Genomic DNA, 20,858 nt, shown 5'->3' with positions numbered 1-20,858 from the left:
GGCTTCGCCACGGCCCGGCCCGGCCCCCGACCGGCGACGCACAGGAAGTTCCCATGGCTGTCTTGTCCCCCACGAAGTCCCCGCACCGCGGCGGCGCCACCGACGCCCGCTCGGCCCGGCGGGTCGGGTTCTCCCAACGCCTCGGCCGTTGGGACCTGAAGCTCTCCCCCTACCTGTACGTCTCCCCGTTCTTCATCCTCTTCGCGATCACGGGCCTCTTCCCGCTCGCCTACACGGCGTTCGTGTCGCTGCACGACTGGAACCTGCTCGGCGGCCAGGGAGACTACGTCGGCCTCAAGAACTTCGCCGACGTCCTCGCCCAGCCGTTGTTCTGGAAGTCCCTGGTCAACACCTTCTCGATCTTCGTCCTGTCGAGCGTCCCGCAGGTGGTCCTCGCGATCACCATCGCCGCGCTCCTCGACCAGAACCTGCGCGCCGCCACCTTCTGGCGGATGGGCGTGCTGGTGCCGTACGTCGTGGCGCCGGTCGCGGTCTCCATGATCTTCGGCCGCCTGTTCGCCGACCAGTACGGCCTCATCAACGACATCCTCGGCGTCGTGGGGATCGACCCGGTCGCCTGGCACGGAGACCGCCTCGCCAGCCACGTCGCGATCGCGACGATGGTCAACTTCCGCTGGACCGGGTACAACGCCCTCATCTTCCTTGCGGCCATGCAGGCCGTGCCGCGCGAGCTCTACGAGGCCGCCGTCATCGACGGCGCCGGGCGTGCCCGCCAGTTCTTCTCCATCACGATCCCGCAGATCCGCGCGACCATCATCTTCGTCGTCATCACGTCGACGATCGGTGGGCTGCAGATCTTCGACGAGGTCCGCATGTTCGACAGCCAGGGCATCGGCGGGCCCAACAAGGACTGGATGACCACCGTCGTCTACCTGTACGACACGGCGTGGGGCAACCAGAAGAACCTCGGTCGAGGCGCCGCGGTCGCGTGGCTGCTGTTCCTCATCATCATCGTCCTCGGCATGATCAACTTCCTCATCACCCAGCGGATCGCGCGCTCCGACGCCCCGAAGGCCAAGATCAGCCGTCGGCAGACCAGGGCCGTGATCGCGGCCCGGCGCCGGTCGGCCGCCGCCGCGCAGCCCCACCCGACCACCACCGAGCCGGCGGCGACGCCCTGGCACCGCACGACCACGGGAGAGGACCGATGAGCTCCGTCGCCGTCACCGCCCAGACCGCCGGCCCCCGTGCCGCGGCCGCCGCCGCGAAGCGCCGCGACCGCAGGTCCGCGAAGGCCACCCGCACCGCCCAGCGTCGCCCCGGCAGGCTCACGTACGTCCTGCTGACGCTCGCACTCCTGATCTCGGTCTTCCCGCTGTACTACACGCTCCTGCTCGGGTCCTCCGACCCGGTCGCGATCGCCAAGAGCGCCGTGCCGCAGTGGCTGCCCGACGCCAGCCTGTTCACCCAGTTCCGCCACGTGATCGAGGCGACCCAGATCAACTTCTGGACCGCCTTGGTCAACTCGCTGATCATCTCGGTCGTGTGCTCGCTGTCCGTGGTGCTCTTCTCGACACTGGCCGGGTACTCGTTCGCCAAGCTGCGGTTCCGCGGCCGGGGCCCGCTGCTCGTCTTCGTCATCGCCACCATGGCGGTCCCCGTGCAGCTCGGCGTCATCCCGCTGTACATCCTCATGACCGACATCGGCTGGATCGGCAAGATCCAGGCGGTGATCCTGCCCAGCCTCGTGGCCGCGTTCGGCGTGTTCTGGATGACCCAGTACCTGTCCGAGTCCCTGCCGTACGAGCTCATCGAGGCCGCGCGCGTCGACGGCGCCTCCATGTTCCGCACGTTCTGGTCGATCGCCCTGCCGGCGGCCCGACCGGCCGCCTTCATGCTGGGCCTGTTCACGTTCGTGCAGATGTGGACGATGTACTTCTGGCCGTCGATCGTGCTCAACAACACGAACCCGACGCTGACGTTGGTCGTGCAGTCGCTGCAGGCCAACTTCTTCGTCGACCTCTCCCTGGTGATGGGCGGCATCTTCCTGGTGACCCTCCCCCTGCTCATCCTCTTCGTCGTCGTGGGCAAGCAGCTGGTCGCGGGCATCATGTCCGGCGCCGTCAAGGGCTGACGCCGCCCGTCCGAGTACCTGTCGTCCCGCCCACGCAGCCGCGCCGTCGTGCGGCTGCGTGGGCCCACCACCGATGGAAAGATCCGAATCCATGACCCTCCCCACCCCTGGCGCGCGCCTGGCGGCCCCCGGCACCGCCGTGCCGTTCACCCCCACCGCACCGCTGTCGACCTCCCCGCACGCCACCGGGGCGGTCACGTTCCCGGACGGCTTCCTCTGGGGCACCGCCACCGCCGCGTTCCAGATCGAGGGCGCGTCGACGGAGGGCGGCCGCGAGGACTCCGTCTGGGACGCCTTCTGCCGCATCCCCGGCGCCGTGAAGAACGGCGACGACGGATCCGTCGCCGACGACCACTACCACCGCTACCGCGAGGACGTCGCGCTCATGCGGCGCCTCAACCTCGACACGTACCGGTTCTCGACGTCGTGGGCGCGGGTCGTGCCGGACGGCAAGACCGTCAACCGCGAGGGCCTGGACTTCTACTCGCGCCTCGTCGACGAGCTGCTCGGCGCCGACCTGCTCCCCTGGCTGACCCTGTACCACTGGGACCTGCCGCAGGCCCTCGAGGAGCTCGGCGGCTGGCCGAACCGCGACACCGCGTCCCGCTTCGTCGACTACGCCGTGACCATGCACGAGGCCCTCGGCGACCGGGTGAAGGTCTGGACCACGCTCAACGAGCCGTGGTGCTCCGCCTTCCTCGGCTACACGTCCGGCGCGCACGCGCCCGGCAAGAAGTCCCCGGAGCTCGGCCTCGCCGCGGCCCACCACCTCATGCTCGCCCACGGCGGCGCCACCCAGGCGCTGCGCGAGCGGGACCCGGAGGCCGTGCTCGGGCTCACGCTCAACTTCACCGTCTCCGACCCCGTCGACCCGTCGGACCCGGCGGACGTGGACGCCGCCCGCCGCGACGACGGCATGTTCAACCGCTTCTTCCTCGACCCGATCCTGCGCGGCGCCTACCCGCAGGACCTGCTCGACGACGTCGCGCACCTCGGGTTCGCCGACGTCGTGCGCGCGGGCGACCTCGACGTGATCTCCACCCCGATCGACGTGCTCGGCGTCAACTACTACAACGGCGGCGCCGTCTCGGCCACGCCCCAGGTGCCCGCGGGCGAGACCCCGGAGGGCACCGCCGGCCCCGACGGCGCGCGCGAGACCACCGAGGGCGCCCCCGTGTGGGAGACCCGGTCGCCGAACCCCGTCCCGGACGGCATCCACCACCACAGCCGCGGCCTGCCCGTCACCGACATGGGCTGGGAGGTGCAGCCCGAGGGCCTCACGCGCCTGCTCACACGCCTGCAGCAGGACTACACCGGGCCGCGCGGCACGTCGATGTTCGTCACGGAGAACGGCGCCGCGTACCCCGACGTCGTGCAGGCCGACGGCAGCGTGGACGACCCCGAGCGCCTCGCGTTCATCGACGCGCACCTGCGCGCCGTCCGCGACGCGATCGACGCCGGCGCCGATGTGCGCGGCTACTTCGCCTGGTCGCTGATGGACAACTTCGAGTGGGCGCTCGGCTACTCCAAGCGCTTCGGGCTGGTCCACGTGGACTACGAGACGCAGCAGCGCACGGTGAAGTCGTCGGGCCGCTGGTACGCCGAGGTCGCCCGCACCGGCGTCGTGCCCGCACCCGCCGTGACCGGCACGGACGCGGAGTAGTCTCCGCACGTGGTCATCGAGCATCCCAGCCCCACGCTGGACGACGTCGCCCGGACCGCGGGCGTCTCGCGGTCCACGGCGTCGCGCGCCATCAACGGCGGGGACCGGGTGTCGCCGGAGGCCCAGTCCGCCGTCGACGACGCGGTCGCCCGGCTCGGGTACGCCCCGAACCGGGCGGCCCGCTCGCTGGTCACCCGCCGCACCGACTCCATCGCGCTGGTCGTGCCCGAGCCCGACGCCCGCATCCTCACCGACCCGTTCCTCGCGGGCGTGCTGCGCGGCGTCAGCGAGGGGCTGACGGGCACGGAGCTGCAGCTGGTGCTGCTGCTCGCCCGCCCCGGCGAGCCGCCGGGCCACATCGCGCGCTACCTGCGATCCGGGCACGTGGACGGCGTGATCGTGGCGTCGCACCACAAGGAGGACCAGCTCGAGCCGGAGCTCGCGCGATCGCGGCTGCCCGCCGTCTTCGTGGGCCGCCCCTTCGACACGGACTCGTTGCACTTCGTCGACGTCGACAACGCCTCCGGCGGGCGCACGGCCACGCAGCGGCTCGTGGACCGCGGCTGCCGGCACATCGCCACCATCACCGGCCCGCTCGACATGACCGCGGCCGTCGACCGGCACGACGCCTGGCGGCACACGCTCGAGGACGCCGGTCTGCCGGCGGACGCCGTCGAGAACGGCGACTTCACCGTCTCGGGCGGCGCCGCCGCGATGCAGCGCCTCCTGGCCGCGCACCCGGACGTCGACGGCGTCTTCGCCGCCTCGGACCTCATGGCCACCGGCGCGCTGCAGGTGCTGCGCGAGTCCGGCCGGTCCGTGCCCGACGACGTCGCCCTGGTCGGGTTCGACGCCCTCGGCGCCGAGCGGACCACGCCGCGGCTCACCACGGTGCTGCAGCCCGTCGTCGAGATGGTCACGGCCGCGACGTCGACGCTGCTCGACATGCTCGGCGGGGAGGGCGCTCCCCCGCAGCCGCAGATCTTCGTCCCCCGGCTGATCGAGGGCGAGTCGGCATAGCGGTCGCTACGGTGGCGGCATGAGCGAGGCGGCCACCGTCCAGACGTTCACCACGACCCTGCTCGCCACGGGCGGCAACAACGTGGGCCTGCCCGTGCCCGACGACGTCGTCGCCGCCTTCGACCGGGGCCGGCGCGTACCCGTCGTCGTGACGGTCGACGACGACTACACCTACCGCACCACCGTCTCGGTGATGGACGGCCGCTTCCTCGTCTCGTTCAACGCCGAGACCCGCCGCGCCACGGGCCGCGGCGCCGGCGACGAGGTGGCCGTGCGGCTCGAGGTCGACGACGCACCCCGCACCGTGGACGTGCCGCCCGCCCTGGCCGCGGCCCTCGCCGACCGGCCCGGCGCGGCCGCCGCCTGGGCGGCGCTGTCCCCGAGCAAGCAGAAGGCCCATGCGCTCAGCGTCGAGGGCGCCAGGACCGACGAGACCCGCGACCGCCGCGTCGCCAAGGTCCTGGACGCCCTGACCGCCTGACCTCAGCCCTGCGGCGCCACCGGGTCCGGGGGCGCGGTGGCCACCCGGGTCACCAGGGTCGAGGTCAGGGTGTGGGCGGCGCCCCCGCGCTCCTCGCGGACGGATGCCGTCGACGCGTCGCTGGACTCCACCGTGAACCCCCGGAACGCCCGGTCCAGGAGGTCCTGCGCCTCGGCCGCGGTGAGCGCGGTCTCGACGCGGGCGGGCCGGCTGGTCCCGTCGGCGTCGACCTCGACGCGGTCCGCGACGATCCCGACGGCGACCACGCCGCCCGGGCGCATCGCGCCGCGGACCCGCGCCAGGGCGCGGCCCACGGCCGCCCGGCCCGGCAGGTGCTCGAGCGCGGAGAACGCCAGGACGAGGTCGGCCGGCGCCTCGAGCTCGTAGGCGTCCAGGTCGGCCGCCCGCAGGTGCAGCCCGCCGCGGAGCTCCGGGGGCACGGCCGCCGCGAGCCGCTCCAGGGCCGAGGGGAGCAGGTCGACGGCGTAGACCTCCGACCCGGGCGGGAGCGCGCGGAGCATCGGCACGGTGTGCCGCCCGATCCCCGCGCCGAGGTCGTACGCCACGACCGGCCCCCGGCCCTGCACGCGCCCGAGGGCGTCGCGCAGGAGCCGGTGCGGCCTGGCCAGCCAGGACCCCGGCTGCCCGAGCGCCGTCGAGGCGTAGAGCTCCTCGTGGTAGCGCACGGTCTCCCGGCGCGCGGCGTCGAACGCGCCGGGCTCGGGAGGCGGGGCGGGCGGCGTCACGTCGACCTCAGTCGCGGCGGGGCGTGTCGTCGTCGACGCCGACGGCCGTCTGCAGGGCCTCCCGGTAGTCGGCGGCGAGCTGGGACGGGTTCTTGCCGAGCTGCGAGCTGCGGTAGCTGTAGCCGAAGTAGATCGCGAACCCGAGGACGAGCCACACGAGGAACCGCAGCCACGTCTCGACGTCGAGCTGGAACATCAGCCACAGGCACAGCACGCCCGAGACGATCGGGAGCACGGGCGACCACGGCACGCGGAAGTGGTCGGCGTGGGCCTCCCCGCCGCCGGCCTTGAGCTGGCGCCGGCGCAGGATCGGGATGCCGAAGCTCACCAGCACGAACGCCGACAGGGTGCCGATGTTCACCATGTTGCCGAGCACGTCGACCGAGAAGAAGCAGGTGACGATCACCAGCAGGACGGCGGTGCCGACCTGGATCATGACCGGGGTGCCGCGCTTCTCGGACGTCTTCGACATGCCGCGGGGCAGCAGGCCGTCGCGGCTCATCGCGAAGACGATGCGGGTGAGGCCGAGCATCAGCACCATGACCACGGTGGTGAGGCCCACGAGGATGCCGACCGTGATGACCTGGGTGGCCCACGCCGGGGCGTTCGGCTGCAGCTGGAACGCGGTGATGATGGTCGCGGACGCGCCGCCGTCGGGCGTGGCGTCGCGCAGCTGCTGCGGGGTGGCCATGCCGGACAGCGCGAGCGAGACCGCGATGTACAGCACGGTGCAGATGACCAGGCCGCCGAGGATGCCGCGCGGCACGTTGCGCCGCGGGTTCTTGGTCTCCTCGGCCGCGGTGGCGACGACGTCGAACCCGATGAACGCGAAGAACACGGTGCCCGCGCCGGCGAGGATGCCCATCACGCCGCCGACGGAGAGCTCGGCCCCGGCCAGCCAGGAGAAGAGCGTCTGCGTCATCGCGGTGCCGTGCGTGGTGGACTCGCCGAACGACTCCGGGGTCGGCACGAACGGGCTGAGGTTGGAGGCGCTGAAGAACGCGAACCCGACCACGATGATGAGCAGCACGATGGCGACCTTGACGGCCGTGAGGATGCCGGTGACACGCGTCGAGAGCTTGGTGCCGACGGCCAGCAGCGTCGCGAGCACGGCGATGAGGATCGCGGTGCCCCAGTCGAAGGACACGCCCCCGAGGTGGATCGTGTTGTGGATCCCGGACGCGACGCCGTGCTCGTCCACCCCGCCGAGGCCGAAGACCTGGAGGAAGTTGTCGAAGTACAGGCCCCACGCCTTCGCGACGACCGACGCGGCGAAGAACATCTCGAGGATGAGGTCCCAGCCGATGATCCAGGCGAGCAGCTCGCCCATCGAGGCGTAGGAGAACGTGTAGGCCGAGCCCGCCACCGGCATGTACGACGCGAACTCCGCGTAGCACAGCGCGGCCAGCGCGCACACGACGCCGGCGATGACGAACGAGACGACGACGGACGGGCCGGTCTGCGTGGCCGACACCTGCGCGGCCTTCGAGAAGATTCCGGCGCCGATCACCACCGAGATGCCGAGGACCACGAGGTCCCAGGCTCCGAGGGTGCGCTTCAGCTGGCGCTGGGGCTCGTCGGACGCTGCGATCGTCGCTTCGATCGAGCGCCTCCGCATGAGCTGCATCGTTGGGGGCTCCTTACTGGTCCGTACCAGCCACCGGGTCTCGGCGGCTGGGAGACCCTACCCGACGCTACGCCCAGGTGAAGGGGGTGTTCAGCCCGAGTGATCCCGGCGCAGGTCCGACACCGGCCGGTCGACGTCGCGCGCGGTGATCCAGGCGTCCACGCGCTCCCACTGCTCGAACAGCCACAGCTCGCGCCCCTCGGCGTCGGCCGGCAGGTCGGCGACCGGGGTGAGCTGCCCGCCGAGGACGATCTCCTTGTCCATGGGCAGCTCGCGCCAGATGTCGCGGACGGTGACGAGCCGCTCGAGGCCGCTGTGCGCGACGACGAGCACCACGGCGTCCTCACGCACGGTGTCGAGGGCGGACAGGAACCCGCCGGCGTGCGGCACCATGACGTGCGGCATCCGCTCCGCCCGGTCGGCGAGGGCGTCCTTGCCGCGGGCGCGCAGCGACGCGATCCGCTGCTCGCGCCGCTTCGGCGTCACGTTGCCGCCCTCGGGGAACAGCACGAGCGCGCCGTCGGGCCCCAGGTGCGCGGAGATCCGCGCGATCGTCTCGGCCGCGCCGGGCTGCCCCGCCCGGCGCCGCGACAGCGGCGTGACGAACGCGGCGGGCAGGCGGCCCAGGAGGACGTCGATCGCCGGGTCCCACTGCAGCGTGTCCTTGAGGACGATGGCGGGCGTGCGGCGGCCGCGCCCCAGGAGGGTGTCGACCAGGATGAACGAGTCCCCCGGGCCGGCGTGCCGGCTCAGCACGAGCACCGGGACGTCGGGGACGCTCGCCCCGGTCGGCGCCTCGACGACGATCCGCAGCCGCAGCGTCCAGCGCACCTGCCAGAACAGCACCGCCAGCGCCCAGCGGGCGACGGCCACGTGGGCCCGCTGCATCCAGGGCCGACGCATCGCGAGCCCGAACCCGGAGGCGATCCAGAGACCGAGCAGCACCACCAGTGCGGCGGCGTCCCACAGCACGTAGAACGACAGCATCCACAGCAGGCGCACCACCCGCAGCCGCCCCGGCAGCACCCACGTCAGCGCGGCGCCGACCACCAGCGCGAGCATGATCGACGTCGGCACCAGCAGCACCGCCAGCAGCACGACCAGCGGCGCGAGCACCAGCCGCCGGACCACCTTCGGCGGGGGCGCGATCACGGCTCCCCCGCGTCATCTGGGTCGGCAGCGTCGGCCACGCCGGACAGGCCGGAGACACCGGCGAGGTAGTCCCTCGCGGCGGCGTAGGACTGTGCGACGCGGCGGTGCGTGGCGTCGAGCTTGCGGAACGCGCCCAGCTTGTCGTCGCCGGGGAGCGCCCCGCCGGTGGGCAGCACGTGCACGGTCGCGACGGCGCGCGCCTCCTCCAGCTCGCGGAAGTACCGGTGCCGGCGGGCGATCTCGAAGCTCACGCGCGCGACGTCCGACGGCTTGGTCGGGGCGGTCAGCGGCTCCTCGACGCGGCCGACCTGCAGCACGTAGACGGTCGTCGCCCCGCGCCGCACCGCCTCGCCGAGGGGGATCGAGTTCACCATGCCGCCGTCGACGAAGTGCTCGCCGTCGATCTCCGTGGGCGGCAGCGCGCCGGGCACCGACGCCGACGCGAGCACCGCCTCCACCAGCGGCCCGGAGTCGAACCACCGCTCCGACGCCCGCTCGATGCTCGCCGCGACGACGACGAGCGGCACCCGCAGGTCCTCGAACGTCGTGCGGTCACCCAGGGTGCTCGCGATGAGGCGGCGCAGCGCCGCCGGGTCGTACAGGTGCGTGCGGGACTTCGCGAGGCGGCCGAGCTGCCGGTACCAGGCCTCGCCGTAGACGTCGTTCGCCGTCGGCGACGCCCACGCCGCGCCGAGGAGGTCGACGACGGCGAGGCTCGGCTCCGCGGCCACGGCCGCGCCGTTGATCGCGCCGATCGACGTGCCGACCACCAGGTCGGGGGTCACCCCCGCCTCGAACAGCGCCTGCAGCATCCCCACCTGGACGGCGCCGCGCACGCCTCCGCCGCCGAGCACGAACGCCACCGTCATGGGCGCGATCGTGCCACGGGGACGACGACGGGGCGCGCCGACATCGGGGCGCGGGGTCCGCGGGGGGCGGGGACGTTCTTGTCGCCAGGCGCGCCATCCGCCTCGCTCGTGCCTCGCTCGGCTCCCGCCAGGCCCGACCAGCCTGGCGACAAGAACGTCCCCGCCCCCCGCTCAGGGGTTGGCCCGGTCAGGCGTGCACGTGGCCGTACCGGTGACGGGTGCGGCTGACGGCCTGTTCGCGCACGACGGCGAGCAGCTCGCGGCGGCCGCTGGCGACCACCGGGGCGTCGAGGACCGTCACGGTGCCGAGACGCTTCGCGGCCGCCTCGCGCAGGCCCGGAGCACGGCCGACGACGCGGACGCGGCCGGTGACGCGGCCCGCCGCGACCGCGGCGGCGAAGTCCTCGTGGGACATCGGCGCCTCGTGCGGCACGCCCCACCCGCTGTCGCTGTCGGGGACGACGACGGCCGGCACGCCCGCGCGCTGCGCCGCCGCGAGCACGCGGCGCACCTCGATGGGGAGGGCGCCGTCGCCGACGCGGACGGTGAGCCGCTCGATCGGGCGGTAGCGGAAGGTGTTCTCCTCCACGCGCAGCCCGGATCGGTCGTGCCCGACGCCGATCTCGGCGGCCCAGGCGGCGTCGTCCGACGCCCGCGCGGCGGCGAGCCAGCCCTCGGGGTCGGCGGTGCGCGACGGCACGTCCGCCGCGTCCGCCCAGGAGCCGAGCTCGGCCACGTAGTTCGGGCCGCCCGCCTTGGCGCCCGGGCCGACCGCCGACGCCTTCCAGCCGCCGAACGACTGGCGCTGCACGATGGCGCCGGTGATGTGGCGGTTGACGTAGACGTTGCCGGCCTCGACGCAGTCGAGCCAGGTGGCGATCTCGTCGTCGTCGAGGGAGTGGATGCCGGCGGTGAGGCCGAAGTCCACCTGGTTCTGCAGGCGGATCGCCTCGTCCAGGTCCTGGGCGGTCATGATGCCCAGCACGGGTCCGAACACCTCGGTGAGGTGGAAGAACGACCCCGGAGCGACGCCGTCGCGCAGGCCCGGCGACCAGAGGCGGTCCGCCTCGAGCCCGGCGGCCGCGGCCGCGTCGTCGAGGCGGCGGGGGCGCACCAGCCAGGACTCGCCCGGCTCGAGCGTCGTGAGGGCGCGCAGCAGCTTGCCCTGCGCGGGCTCGGTGAGCGGCCCCATGACGGTGGACAGCTCGGTGGCCGAGCCGACCGCGAGCGACTGCACGGCGTCGACGAGCTGGCGGCGGAACCGCTTGCCGGTCTCGGCCGTCGGATCGCCGACGGAGCCGACGAGGATGACGAGCGACGCGGCCGAGCACTTCTGGCCCGCGTGCCCGAAGGCGCTCTTGACGAGGTCCGCGACGGCGAGGTCGAGGTCGGCCGACGGCGTGACGACCAGCGCGTTCTTGCCGGAGGTCTCCGCGAGCACCGGGCGCTCCGGGTTCCACGACGCGAACATCTCGGCGGTCTCGATGGAGCCGGTGAGGATGACGCGCGCCACGTCGGGGTGCGTCACGAGGTGCTGGCCGAGGTCGCCGTCGGGCACGCGCAGGAACTGCACGACGTCCTGGGCGAGCTGCGGGTCGAGCCCGATCTCCGGGGCGGCCTCGTCGAACGCGGCGTGGACGGCCTCGATCACCAGCTCGTAGCACCGGGGCGTGGTGGGGGCGGGCTTGGCGAGCGCCGCCGAGCCGGCCGCGAGCGCCGCCAGCACCCCGCCCGCGGGGATGGCGACGGGGAAGTTCCACGGCGGGGTCACGAGGGTGATGCCGTCGGGCGTGAACGTGGCGCCGGGCACCTGCTCGAGCGCCTCGGCGGACGCGGCGTAGTAGTTCGCGAAGTCGATGGCCTCGCTGACCTCGGGGTCCGCCTCGGCCACGGTCTTGCCGGGCTCGTGCACCATCGCGGTGACGAGGTCGGTGCGGCGCGCCTCGAGCTGGCGGGCGGCGGCGCGCAGCACGCGCGCCCGGTCGGCGGGGGTGACGCCGCTCCAGGCGCGCTGTGCGACCACGGCGCGCGCGACGGCCTCGTCGATCGCCTCGGCCGTGGCGACCTCGGGCGCCTGCACGGGCACGTAGCCCGAGTCCGGGCCGACGATGCTGCCGGCCCACGCGCGGTGCGCGGCGACGGCGGGGTCGGTGTCGACGGCGTTGCGGAACGGCTCCGACGTCGGGCACCCGGTCGCGGTGAGCGCGGAGGCACCGCCGGCGAACCGGTCGCGACGACGGGGCGCGACGTCCACGGCCTCGTAGTGCACGCCGTGCGTCACGGACGCGCGGAAGGCGAGCTCCTGGCGCTCCATCGGGGTGGACGCGACGCCGGCGGACCCGGCGGCCGGCGCGAAGGCGGCGTGCAGGAAGTTCTGCTCGGCGGCGTTCTCCTCGAGGCGGCGCACCAGGTAGGAGATCGCGACGTCGAAGTCCTCGTCGCGCACGACCGGGGTGTAGAGGACGACGTGCCCGCCGTCCTTGGCCACCTCGTCGCGCACGAGGCGCGCCTCGATGGGCGCCATGCCCTGGAGCATCTCGATGTCGAGGCCCTCGGTGACGCCGCGGCCGCGGGCCAGCAGCACGGCGAGCGCGACGTGGAAGAGGTTGTGCGACGCGACGCCGAGGCGGACGGCGGCGGTGCGGTCGGCGCGCAGGTGGTGGTCGAGGATGCGCACGTAGTTGGCGTCCACGTCCGGCTTGGTCGGGTAGGGGGCCTGCGCCCAGTCGTGCAGCTCGGCCTCGACCTGCTCCATCGCGAGGTTGGCGCCCTTGACGAGGCGCACCTTGATGCGGGCGCCGCCGGCGGCCACGCGCCGCTGCGCGAACTCGGTGAGCCCGTCGAGCGCGCCCATCGCGTCGGGCAGGTAGGCCTGGAGCACGATGCCGGCCTCGAGGTCCTTGAACTCCTCGCGGTCGAGCACCTGGGTGAAGACCGCGGTGGTCAGCGCGAGGTCCTTGTACTCCTCCATGTCGAGGTTGAGGAAGACGCCGTGGTCGCGCGCGGCGCGGTACAGGGGCAGCAGGTGCTCGACGACGCGCTCGCGCGAGCCGTCCAGGTCCCAGGTGACGAGCTGGGCCGCGACGGACGACACCTTGACGGAGACGTAGTCGACGTCGGGCCGGCGCACCAGGTCGATGGTGCGCTGCAGGCGGGCGGCGGCCTCGTCGTCGCCGAGCACGGCCTCGCCCAGGAGGTTGACGTTGAGGGTGTAGCCCTCGGCCCGGGTGCGGGCGAGGTGGGCGGTGAGGCCCTTGCCGGCGTCGGCGACGAGGTGGCCGACGAGCTGGCGCAGCCGGACGCGCGCGGCGGGCACGACGACGGACGGCAGCACGGGGGCGACGGCGGCGCCGACCTTGAACAGGGTGCGGTCGACGGGTCCGAGGAAGGTGGCGGAGCCGGCGTCCCGGCCGAGGCGAGCGAGCGCGGTGGCGGCGACGCCGATGTCCTGCGGGCGCGCGACGTCGTCGACGAACCCGACGGCGAGCTCGAGCCCCGCCGGGTCGGAGACGAGGGAGCCCAGCCGCTCGGCGGTGGCGCGGGTCTTGCGGTCCCCACGGGTGGTGGAGCCGGGGGTGCCGGACGAGCCGGACGCGACGGCGATCCAGTGGTGGGCGAGGGCGACGGCGTCCTCGACCAGGGCTTCGGCGCCGACGTCGGTGGGGGCGCTGTGCACGGCGGGAGGGGTGGCGCCGCCGCGCGCCGGAACGGAGGTACTCATGCCCCCAGGGTGCGCCCTGCGGGCGGGGCCCGTCTTGTACGATCGGGCACGCGATGGGGGCAGATTCCGACAACACGAACCGCCCGGCGGGCGACGCCCCCGGCGACCCCTCCGCGGCACGGTCCTCGACACGGTCGGGCACCCCGGCGGACGTGCCCGGCACCGCCGCCCTCATGGCCGCCCTGTCCCCCGTGATGGTGGACCTGATGGACGAGCTGTCGGACGTGATGTTCTGCGCCAAGGACGCCGACGGGCGCTACCTCGCCGTCAACCAGGTCTTCGTGCGCCGCACCAACGAGCGCTCGCGCCGGCAGGTGCTGGGCCGCCGGGCCGTCGACCTGTTCGTGCCCGAGCTGGCCGAGCGCTACGAGGCCCAGGACGCGGAGGTGCTGCGCACCGGCCGGCCCCTGCGCAACGAGCTCGAGCTGATCCGTCGCGTGGGCGGCACCCCGGGCTGGTTCCTCACCGCGAAGCTGCCCGTGCGGGACGCCGCCGGCCGCGTCGTCGGGCTGGTCTCCGTGTCCCAGGACCTGCGCTCGGGCGACGCCGACGACGCGACCATGGACGCGATGGCGCGCCTGGTCGGCGCCGTCGAGCGACACCTCGACACCTCCCCCGGCGAGCCGCTGTCGGTGGCCGACCTGGCGGCCATGGCGGGCAGCACCCCGGCCGTGCTGGACCGGCGGGTGCGCAAGGTCTTCGGGCTCTCGCCCCGCCAGCTCGTGCTGCGCACGCGGGTGGACCGCGCCGCCCACCTGCTCACCTCGACGACGACGCCGCTGGCCGAGGTGGCCGCCGCGTCCGGCTTCTACGACCAGCCGTCGTTCACGCGCACGTTCGCGCGCCTCACGGGCGAGACGCCGTCGTCGTTCCGGCGCCGCGCCCGCGCGGCGGGCTGAGGCTCACCCGCCGAGGACCGGCGCGAGCGCCTCGACGAGCTGCTGCACGCCGAGCACCACGAACATCAGCGTCACCAGCCCGAGGACCACGTTGGTGAGCGGCTTGTTGCGCCACCGCTCCGGCACCCGCGAGGAGTTCATGAGGATGAGCAGCGTGATCGCGAGGAACGGCATGAACAGCGAGCCCAGCGCCCCGTACGCCACGACGAGCGCGATGGGCTTGTCGAGCAGGAGCAGCAGCATCGGCGGGAACGTGAGCCACAGGATGTACGCCTTGTAGTAGCTGCCGCCGGCCTTGCGCCGCGGGTCGTCCTCCGGCAGGCCGCGCACCGTGGCGACGAAGTCGGCGAACATCAGGGACACGCCGTTCCACACGCCCAGCACGGACGAGAACGACGACGCCCAGAACCCGACGAGGAACAGGGGCGCCATGAAGGAGCCGTACCGCTCGGCGAGCACGTCGGCCAGGTCCACCAGGCCGCCCTCGCCGTCGGCGATCGTGATGCCGGAGGAGTACAGCAGTTCGGCGCCCACGATGAGCATCGAGATGACGAAGACGCCGGAGATCACGTAGGCCATCGCGTTGTCGATCCGCATGACCTTCATCCAGCGCGGCGAGTGCCAGCCCTTCTCCTTGAGCCAGTACCCGTACGCCGCCAGGGTGATGGTGCCGCCGACGCCGCCGGCGAGGCTGAGCGTGTAGAGGATCGAGCCGGAGGGGATGCGCGGCACGAGGCCGCCGACGATCTCGCCGAGGTTCGGCAGGGTGAGCACCGCGGAGCCCACGATCGTCACGAACATGACGCCCACGAGCACGGCGATGACGTACTCGAACACCTTGTACTTCCCGAGCCACACGATGGCCGCGCCGATCAGGCCCATCCCGATCGCGAACCAGATGAGGTCGACCTGCGGGAACAGCGCCACGAGCGGCAGCGCGGAGCTCGACATCGCGGCCGCGCCGTAGCTGAAGCCCCACACGACGACGTAGACGCCGAAGTAGATGCTCGCCCACGTCCCGAGCGACTTCCACCCGTCGAAGATCGTGCGGTTCGTGGCGAGCGACCAGCGGCCGGCGCCCTCGACGAGCACGATCTTGATGACGACGCCGAGCACCGCCGCCCACAGCAGGGTGTAGCCGAACTTGCTGCCCGCGACCAGCGTGGCCACGAGGTCGCCGGCGCCGATGCCGGTGGCGGCGACCACGAGGCCGGGCCCCACCAGGCGCCAGCGCGGCCGTTCTTCCGTGAGCTCGTTCTCGAGGGCGGGCGATGCGACGTCCTTGTCAGCCATGGTGCCGCAGGCTACCGACCGGAACGGATGGGGCAACGCCGACATGCCGGGCGCCACCCATGGCCGGCATGGCCGGTGTGCACGATTCCCACAACGCAGGGGGCCCGGCACGCCCCCGACCCCCCTGCGTGTGTGCGACCTGCACAAACGAGCACCCCCCAGTGTTGGCACACCCCGGTCATGACCCGGGCCCGGGGCACGCCCTAGCGTCGTCGGCATGACCGCAGCCGTACTCCCCCTCGCCCCCGCCCGCCCGCGCCGCGTCCTCGCGGACCTGCTGCCCGGGGCCCTCGCCCGCGACGTGGTGCTCGTCGTCGCCGTGGCCGCCCTCACCGCCCTGGCCGCCCAGGTCGTGATCCCCGTGCCCGGCCTGCCCGTGCCGCTCACCGGCCAGACCTTCGCCGTCCTGCTGGGCGCCGCCGCCCTCGGACCCCTCCGCGGCGCCGCCGCCCAGGGCGTCTACCTCGCCGCGGGCGTCGCGGGCCTGCCCGTCTTCGCGGGCGCCACGTCGGGCTGGGAGTCGGTCGCCGGCGCGACCGGCGGCTACCTGGTCGGGTTCGTGCTCGCCGGCCTCGTCGTCGGGTCCCTCGCCCGCCGCGGCGCCGACCGCCGCGTGCTGACCACCGCCGGCGCGTACGCGCTCGGCACCCTCACCGTCTACGCCGTCGGCGTGCCGTGGCTCGCCGTCAGCACAGGGATGCCCGTGGGCGCCGCGCTGCTCACCGGCGCCGTCGTCTTCCTGCCGGGCGACGCGCTCAAGGCGGCGCTCGCCGCGGCCCTCCTGCCCGCCGCGTGGCGCCTCGCGCGCTGACCTCCCGCCGTCGTCGAGCCCGCCCGGGACCTGCGCCCCGGGCGGGCTGGACGGCGCCCCGGTCGCGGTCGCGTCAACCGGGAGCCCGCCGAGACCATGGCCGGGTCAACGCTCGGGAACGGCTCCGCAACCCCGCGAGTTTCGCCCGCGGAGGCCCCCGCGGAAGGGGCTACGGTGGGCGCCGAGGCCCACCATCCCGGGCCGCGCCACCCCTGCCGGCCCCCGACCCGGGGCCACCGGCACCGTGTCCTGGAGGACCCGTGACGACGACGACGTCGATGACCTCGACACCCCTGCACACCACCCCCACGGCCGCCCCGGCGGCCCCCACGACCGGCACCGAGGCCGCCCCCCGCGGGGGCTCGCCGCTGGTCACCGCGCACAGCCAGCTCGCCAGCGCCGTGGCCGTCCTCGGTTACGACGAGGGCCAGCACCAGATGCTCGCCACCCCGCGCCGCGAGATCCACGTGGCCGTGCCGCTGCGGCGCGACGACGGCGAGACCGTCCTGTTCCACGGCTTCCGCGTGCAGCACAACATCACCCGCGGCCCCGGCAAGGGCGGCCTGCGCTACGCGCCCGGCGTCGACATCGACGAGGTCCGCGCGCTCGCCATGTGGATGACGTGGAAGTGCGCCATCGTCGACCTGCCGTACGGCGGCGCCAAGGGCGGCGTCGCCATCGACCCGCGGGCCTACTCGACGGCCGAGCTGGAGCGGGTCACCCGCCGGTACACGTCCGAGATCATGCCGATGATCGGCCCGGACACCGACATCATGGCGCCCGACATGGGCACCGACGAGCACACCATGGCCTGGGTCATGGACACCTACTCCGTGAACCGCGGGTACACGATCCCCGCCGTCGTCACCGGCAAGCCCCTGGACCTGGGCGGCTCCCGCGGGCGCGGCACCGCCACCAGCGCCGGCATCGTGCACGTCACCGCTGCCGCGCTCGGCGAGGCGGGCGTGCCCCTGAGCGACGTGACCGTCGCCGTGCAGGGCTTCGGCAAGGTCGGCTCGCACGCCGCCGCGATCTTCGCCTCGCGCGGGGCGACCGTCGTCGCCGTCAGCGACCAGTACGGCGGCATCCGCAACGACGCGGGGCTCGCGATGGACCGCCTGTTCTCGCACGTCGCCGCCACCGGCTCCGTGGTCGGGTTCGACGGCGGCGACCCGCTGTCCAACGACGAGCTGCTCGCGCTCGACGTCGACGTGCTCGTGCCCGCCGCGGTGGAGGGCGTGCTCGACGGCGAGACCGCCGCGACCGTCCGCGCCCGCTGGGTCGTGGAGGGCGCGAACGGCCCCACCACCACGGACGGCGACCGTGCCCTGGCGGCGAAGGGCGTCACGGTGGTGCCGGACGTGCTCGCCAACGCCGGCGGCGTCGTCGTCTCCTACTTCGAGTGGGTGCAGGCCAACCAGACGTACTGGTGGTCGGAGCAGGAGATCGCCGACAAGCTCGAGCACCGCATGACGTCCGCCTTCGGCGACGTGTCCGCGCTCGCGAGGCGCGAGGGGCTGTCGCTGCGCGACGCCGCGCTCGTCATCGGCGTGCAGCGCACCGCCGAGGCCCACCGGATCCGAGGGCTGTACCCCTGAGCACCGACCGCACCGACGTGCCGCCCGCCGCCCGCGACCTGGACGCCCTGGTCGTGCGGCTGCGGGCGGCCGGCTGCGTGTTCGCCGAGGACGAGGCGGCGCTCCTGGTGGAGGCCACGGCCGACGACGAGGCGGGGCTCGAGGAGCTGGTCGCGCGGCGCGTGGCCGGCGAGCCGCTGGAGCACGTGCTCGGGTGGGTGCGGTTTGCGGGCCGTCGCTGGTCCGTGGGTCCCGGCGTGTTCGTGCCCCGCCGGCGGACGGAGCTGATGGTCGCCGCCGCGCTCGCGCTCCCCGCGCCGTCGACGGTGCTCGACCTGTGCTGCGGGTGCGGCGCCGTGGGCGGCGCGGTGCTGCTCGGCCTGCGGACCGCGGGGGCCGGGCCGGTGCTGCACGCGAGCGACGTCGAGCCCGCCGCCGTCGGGCACGCCCGGCGCAACCTGGAGCCCCTCGGCGCGGCGGTGCACGAGGGCGACCTGCTCGCCGCCGTGCCCACGATCCTGCGCGGGCGGGTCGACCTGCTGCTGTGCAACGCGCCCTACGTGCCGACCCGCGCGATCGCGACCATGCCGCCCGAGGCCCGCGACCACGAGCCCGCCGTCGCGCTCGACGGCGGGGACGACGGCCTCGACGTCCTGCGCCGCGTCGTGGCCGCCGCCCCGGGGTGGCTCGCGCCGGGCGGGTCGTTGCTGTTCGAGGTCGGCACGGACCAGGTCGACGGCGCGACGGCCCTGGTCGCCGCGCACGGTCTGCGCCCCGCCGTCACCACCGACGAGGACCCGGACGCCGACGACGCCACCGGCGGCACCGTCGTCGTCGCCACCCTGAGCGCGAGGTAGTCCGATCTGCGCCGAGGCGGGACCACCTCGCGCTCAGGCGCGGGGCTGCTTGTCCGCCCAGTCGGCGAGGGTGACGCGGGGGCCGGTGAAGAACGGCACCTCCTCGCGCACGTGGCGGCGGGCCTCGGTGGCGCGCAGGTCGCGCATGAGGTCGACGATGCGGTGCAGCTCGTCGGCCTCGAAGGCCAGCAGCCACTCGTAGTCGCTCAGGGCGAACGTGCTCATCGTGTTGGCGCGCACGTCCTTGTAGCCGGCCGCGGCCATGCCGTGGTCGCGCAGCATCGTGCGGCGGTCGGCGTCGGGCAGCAGGTACCAGTCGTAGGAGCGCACGAACGGGTACACGGTGAGGTAGTCGCGGGGACGCTCGCCGGCGAGGAACGCGGGCACGTGGCCCTTGTTGAACTCCGCCGCGCGGTGCAGCGCCACGACCGACCACTCCGGCGCGAGCGCCGACCCGAGCCGGGATGCGCGCAACCGCTGGTAGGCGCCCTGCACGGACTCCACCGAGGGGCCGTGCACCCACACCATGAGGTCGGCGTCGGCGCGCAGGCCGGCGACGTCGTACACGCCGCGCACGACGACGTCGCCCTCGGCGCGGGCCGGGTCGCGGGCGTCGTCGGGCTGGCCGTCCCACAGGGCGGCCTCGGCCTCGGCGGCGATCTCCGCGCGCTCGGCGTCGCCGGCCGGCAGTGGCTCGGCGGTGGAGAAGACCGCGATCATCGCGTACCGGATCGACTCGTTGATCGCGGCGGCGTCGACGGCCTCGCCGGTGTCGCCATGCACGTGGGCGGTCTCGGGTGTGCTGCTGGGCTGGGTCATCGGTGCATGTCCTCGCTGCAGAGTGCCGGGATGCCGCTGGGCTCCTCGTGGCGCCGCAGGCAGCAGTCGTCCGGCGTGACGGACGGGAACGCGGGCAGGGAGCCCACGGTCGCCTGCTCGACGTCCTCGCCGCGGGCCAGGGCCGCGCGCTCGAGGATCAGGTCGACCAGGCCGGACACGAACACGCCCCGCGTGCCGACCGTGCCGGCGCGCACCGCGGTCAGGCCGAGCTCGGCGGCGGTGGCCATGGCCTCGGTGTCGAGGTCGTACGCCACCTCCATGTGGTCGGAGACGAAGCCGATCGGCGACAGGACGACGTCCGTGAGGCCCTCGCCGGCGCGCTCGGTGAGCAGGTCGTTGACGTCGGGCTCCAGCCAGGGCTGCGACGGCGGGCCGGAGCGGGAGCAGTACGCCAGCTCCCACTCGACGGCGTGGCCGCGCACCTCGGAGACGACGGCCGCGACCACCGCCGCGACGTCGCGGTGCTGGGCGGAGTACGTGGCGTGTCCCACCCCGGACGCCGCCTCCATCGTGTCGGGGATGGAGTGCGTGACGAAGACGAGCTTCGCGGCGGCGGGGTCGCCGCCCTTGGCCTCGAGCGCCTCGTAGGCCTCGAGCACGGCCTCGGCGTTGCCCGCGACGAAGCCGGGGTGGTTGAAGTAGGAGCGGATCTTGTCGAACTGGACACCCGTGGAGCCGTCGGGGCCGAGCTGGCCGCGCTTCTCGAGCGTCACGGCGAGGTCCTCGCGGTACTGGCGGCAGCCGGAGTACGACGAGTACGCGGACGTCACGAGGGCGACGGCGCGCTTCGCCCCGATCCGCTCCAGCTCGTCGATCGCGTCGGTGGTGTACGGCTCCCAGTTGCGGTTGCCCCACACGACCGGGAGGTCGATCCCGCGCTCCGCGAGCTCGGCCTCGAGCGCCGCCTTCAGCGCGAGGTTCTGCTCGTTGATGGGGCTCTTGCCCCCGAAGCCGTAGTAGTGCTCGCCGACCTCCTCGAGCCGGGAGTCGGGGATCCCCTTGCCGGCGGTCACGTTGCGGAGGAACGGGACCACGTCCTCCGGCTTGTTGGGACCGCCGAAGGAGTACAGGAGCAGGGCGTCGTAAGGGCCGGCATCGGCCGACTGGGGGGTCAGCGACATGACTGCCATCCTCGCACCGAGGCGTGGCCCGACCCACCGCGCGGCCCCCCGGGGCGACGTGACGTTGAAGGCACGCCTTGTCATCT

17 protein-coding genes are annotated in these 20,858 nt (G+C 73.8%); 9 read left to right on the top strand and 8 right to left on the bottom strand.

What is annotated here, in order from left to right; all coding sequences use genetic code 11:
- Positions 1–53 precede the first annotated feature (53 nt).
- The 5 genes from ACWF41_RS14830 to ACWF41_RS14810 all read left to right on the top strand — a co-directional run bounded on the left by ACWF41_RS14830 (position 54) and on the right by ACWF41_RS14810 (position 5,259).
- Complete coding sequence (locus ACWF41_RS14830) at positions 54–1,172, top strand: carbohydrate ABC transporter permease (protein WP_380346958.1); 1,119 nt, start codon at positions 54–56, stop codon at positions 1,170–1,172.
- Positions 1,169–2,095 carry a carbohydrate ABC transporter permease gene (locus ACWF41_RS14825; RefSeq protein WP_380325069.1) on the top strand — a complete coding sequence of 309 codons (927 nt, stop codon included), beginning with the start codon at positions 1,169–1,171 and terminating at the stop codon, positions 2,093–2,095. The genes ACWF41_RS14830 and ACWF41_RS14825 overlap by 4 nt, the downstream gene beginning before the upstream one ends.
- A 91-nt stretch (positions 2,096–2,186) precedes the next feature.
- Positions 2,187–3,758, top strand: a complete 1,572-nt coding sequence (locus ACWF41_RS14820) for a glycoside hydrolase family 1 protein (protein WP_380325072.1) — start codon at positions 2,187–2,189, stop codon at positions 3,756–3,758.
- 15 nt (positions 3,759–3,773) lie between these two features.
- The gene (locus tag ACWF41_RS14815; RefSeq protein ID WP_380325094.1) at positions 3,774–4,778 is read left to right on the top strand and encodes a LacI family DNA-binding transcriptional regulator; all 1,005 of its coding nucleotides are present in this window, start codon (positions 3,774–3,776) and stop codon (positions 4,776–4,778) included.
- Positions 4,779–4,797: 19 nt separating this feature from the next.
- On the top strand, positions 4,798–5,259 hold the full coding sequence (locus tag ACWF41_RS14810; protein ID WP_380325075.1) for a YdeI/OmpD-associated family protein: 462 nt from the start codon (positions 4,798–4,800) through the stop codon (positions 5,257–5,259).
- A gap of 2 nt (positions 5,260–5,261) precedes the next feature.
- On the opposite strand, the gene ACWF41_RS14805 is transcribed toward ACWF41_RS14810, so the two are convergent.
- The 5 genes from ACWF41_RS14805 to ACWF41_RS14785 all read right to left on the bottom strand — a co-directional run bounded on the left by ACWF41_RS14805 (position 5,262) and on the right by ACWF41_RS14785 (position 13,374).
- A complete protein-coding gene (locus ACWF41_RS14805; protein WP_380325078.1) occupies positions 5,262–6,005 on the bottom strand; it encodes a class I SAM-dependent methyltransferase in 744 nt (247 codons plus the stop codon).
- 7 nt (positions 6,006–6,012) lie between these two features.
- Entirely contained in the window at positions 6,013–7,632 is a 1,620-nt protein-coding gene (locus ACWF41_RS14800) for an APC family permease (RefSeq protein WP_380325081.1), read from the bottom strand.
- 90 nt (positions 7,633–7,722) lie between these two features.
- Positions 7,723–8,784 (bottom strand): 1-acyl-sn-glycerol-3-phosphate acyltransferase, encoded by a 1,062-nt coding sequence (locus ACWF41_RS14795; RefSeq protein ID WP_380325084.1) that lies wholly within the window; start codon positions 8,782–8,784, stop codon positions 7,723–7,725.
- Positions 8,781–9,653: a patatin-like phospholipase family protein gene (locus ACWF41_RS14790; RefSeq protein ID WP_380325087.1), complete on the bottom strand. Its 873-nt coding sequence runs from the start codon at positions 9,651–9,653 to the stop codon at positions 8,781–8,783. The genes ACWF41_RS14795 and ACWF41_RS14790 overlap by 4 nt, the downstream gene beginning before the upstream one ends.
- A gap of 187 nt (positions 9,654–9,840) precedes the next feature.
- Positions 9,841–13,374 carry a proline dehydrogenase family protein gene (locus tag ACWF41_RS14785; RefSeq protein WP_380322914.1) on the bottom strand — a complete coding sequence of 1,178 codons (3,534 nt, stop codon included), beginning with the start codon at positions 13,372–13,374 and terminating at the stop codon, positions 9,841–9,843.
- 53 nt (positions 13,375–13,427) lie between these two features.
- On the opposite strand from ACWF41_RS14785, the gene ACWF41_RS14780 reads away from it, so the two are divergent.
- Entirely contained in the window at positions 13,428–14,273 is an 846-nt protein-coding gene (locus tag ACWF41_RS14780; protein ID WP_380322911.1) for a helix-turn-helix domain-containing protein, read from the top strand.
- 3 nt (positions 14,274–14,276) lie between these two features.
- Here the strand turns inward: ACWF41_RS14780 and ACWF41_RS14775 are convergent, their stop codons facing one another.
- Positions 14,277–15,566 carry an Nramp family divalent metal transporter gene (locus ACWF41_RS14775; RefSeq protein ID WP_380322908.1) on the bottom strand — a complete coding sequence of 430 codons (1,290 nt, stop codon included), beginning with the start codon at positions 15,564–15,566 and terminating at the stop codon, positions 14,277–14,279.
- A gap of 217 nt (positions 15,567–15,783) precedes the next feature.
- On the opposite strand from ACWF41_RS14775, the gene ACWF41_RS14770 reads away from it, so the two are divergent.
- The 3 genes from ACWF41_RS14770 (at position 15,784) to ACWF41_RS14760 (ending at position 18,811) form a co-directional block, all read left to right on the top strand.
- Positions 15,784–16,377 carry a biotin transporter BioY gene (locus ACWF41_RS14770; RefSeq protein WP_380322905.1) on the top strand — a complete coding sequence of 198 codons (594 nt, stop codon included), beginning with the start codon at positions 15,784–15,786 and terminating at the stop codon, positions 16,375–16,377.
- A gap of 260 nt (positions 16,378–16,637) precedes the next feature.
- Positions 16,638–17,975 (top strand): Glu/Leu/Phe/Val family dehydrogenase, encoded by a 1,338-nt coding sequence (locus tag ACWF41_RS14765; protein ID WP_380322902.1) that lies wholly within the window; start codon positions 16,638–16,640, stop codon positions 17,973–17,975.
- A 17-nt stretch (positions 17,976–17,992) separates the two neighbouring features.
- Complete coding sequence (locus ACWF41_RS14760) at positions 17,993–18,811, top strand: putative protein N(5)-glutamine methyltransferase (RefSeq protein WP_380322899.1); 819 nt, start codon at positions 17,993–17,995, stop codon at positions 18,809–18,811.
- 33 nt (positions 18,812–18,844) lie between these two features.
- On the opposite strand, the gene hemQ is transcribed toward ACWF41_RS14760, so the two are convergent.
- Positions 18,845–19,630, bottom strand: a complete 786-nt coding sequence (gene hemQ, locus ACWF41_RS14755; RefSeq protein WP_380322896.1) for a hydrogen peroxide-dependent heme synthase — start codon at positions 19,628–19,630, stop codon at positions 18,845–18,847.
- On the bottom strand, positions 19,627–20,772 hold the full coding sequence (locus ACWF41_RS14750) for a ferrochelatase (protein WP_380322893.1): 1,146 nt from the start codon (positions 20,770–20,772) through the stop codon (positions 19,627–19,629). Before ACWF41_RS14750 ends, hemQ begins: the two co-directional genes overlap by 4 nt.
- Positions 20,773–20,858 lie beyond the last annotated feature (86 nt).

It is taken from the genome of Isoptericola sp. NPDC055063, assembly GCF_053608125.1.
Note: the sequence above shows the minus strand (reverse complement) of the source record. Positions and strands in the feature narration are given on the sequence as shown.

What these genes read in the sequence shown, in the direction of transcription:
- ACWF41_RS14830 (WP_380346958.1), top strand. Translation starts at nt 54, where the DNA reads ATGGCTGTCTTGTCCCCCACGAAGTCCCCGCACCGCGGCGGCGCCACC.
- ACWF41_RS14825 (WP_380325069.1), top strand. Translation starts at nt 1,169, where the DNA reads ATGAGCTCCGTCGCCGTCACCGCCCAGACCGCCGGCCCCCGTGCCGCG.
- ACWF41_RS14820 (WP_380325072.1), top strand. Translation starts at nt 2,187, where the DNA reads ATGACCCTCCCCACCCCTGGCGCGCGCCTGGCGGCCCCCGGCACCGCC.
- ACWF41_RS14810 (WP_380325075.1), top strand. Translation starts at nt 4,798, where the DNA reads ATGAGCGAGGCGGCCACCGTCCAGACGTTCACCACGACCCTGCTCGCC.
- ACWF41_RS14800 (WP_380325081.1), bottom strand. Translation starts at nt 7,632, where the DNA reads ATGCAGCTCATGCGGAGGCGCTCGATCGAAGCGACGATCGCAGCGTCC.
- ACWF41_RS14790 (WP_380325087.1), bottom strand. Translation starts at nt 9,653, where the DNA reads ATGACGGTGGCGTTCGTGCTCGGCGGCGGAGGCGTGCGCGGCGCCGTC.
- ACWF41_RS14785 (WP_380322914.1), bottom strand. Translation starts at nt 13,374, where the DNA reads ATGAGTACCTCCGTTCCGGCGCGCGGCGGCGCCACCCCTCCCGCCGTG.
- ACWF41_RS14780 (WP_380322911.1), top strand. Translation starts at nt 13,428, where the DNA reads ATGGGGGCAGATTCCGACAACACGAACCGCCCGGCGGGCGACGCCCCC.
- ACWF41_RS14775 (WP_380322908.1), bottom strand. Translation starts at nt 15,566, where the DNA reads ATGGCTGACAAGGACGTCGCATCGCCCGCCCTCGAGAACGAGCTCACG.
- ACWF41_RS14770 (WP_380322905.1), top strand. Translation starts at nt 15,784, where the DNA reads ATGACCGCAGCCGTACTCCCCCTCGCCCCCGCCCGCCCGCGCCGCGTC.
- hemQ (WP_380322896.1), bottom strand. Translation starts at nt 19,630, where the DNA reads ATGACCCAGCCCAGCAGCACACCCGAGACCGCCCACGTGCATGGCGAC.
- ACWF41_RS14750 (WP_380322893.1), bottom strand. Translation starts at nt 20,772, where the DNA reads ATGTCGCTGACCCCCCAGTCGGCCGATGCCGGCCCTTACGACGCCCTG.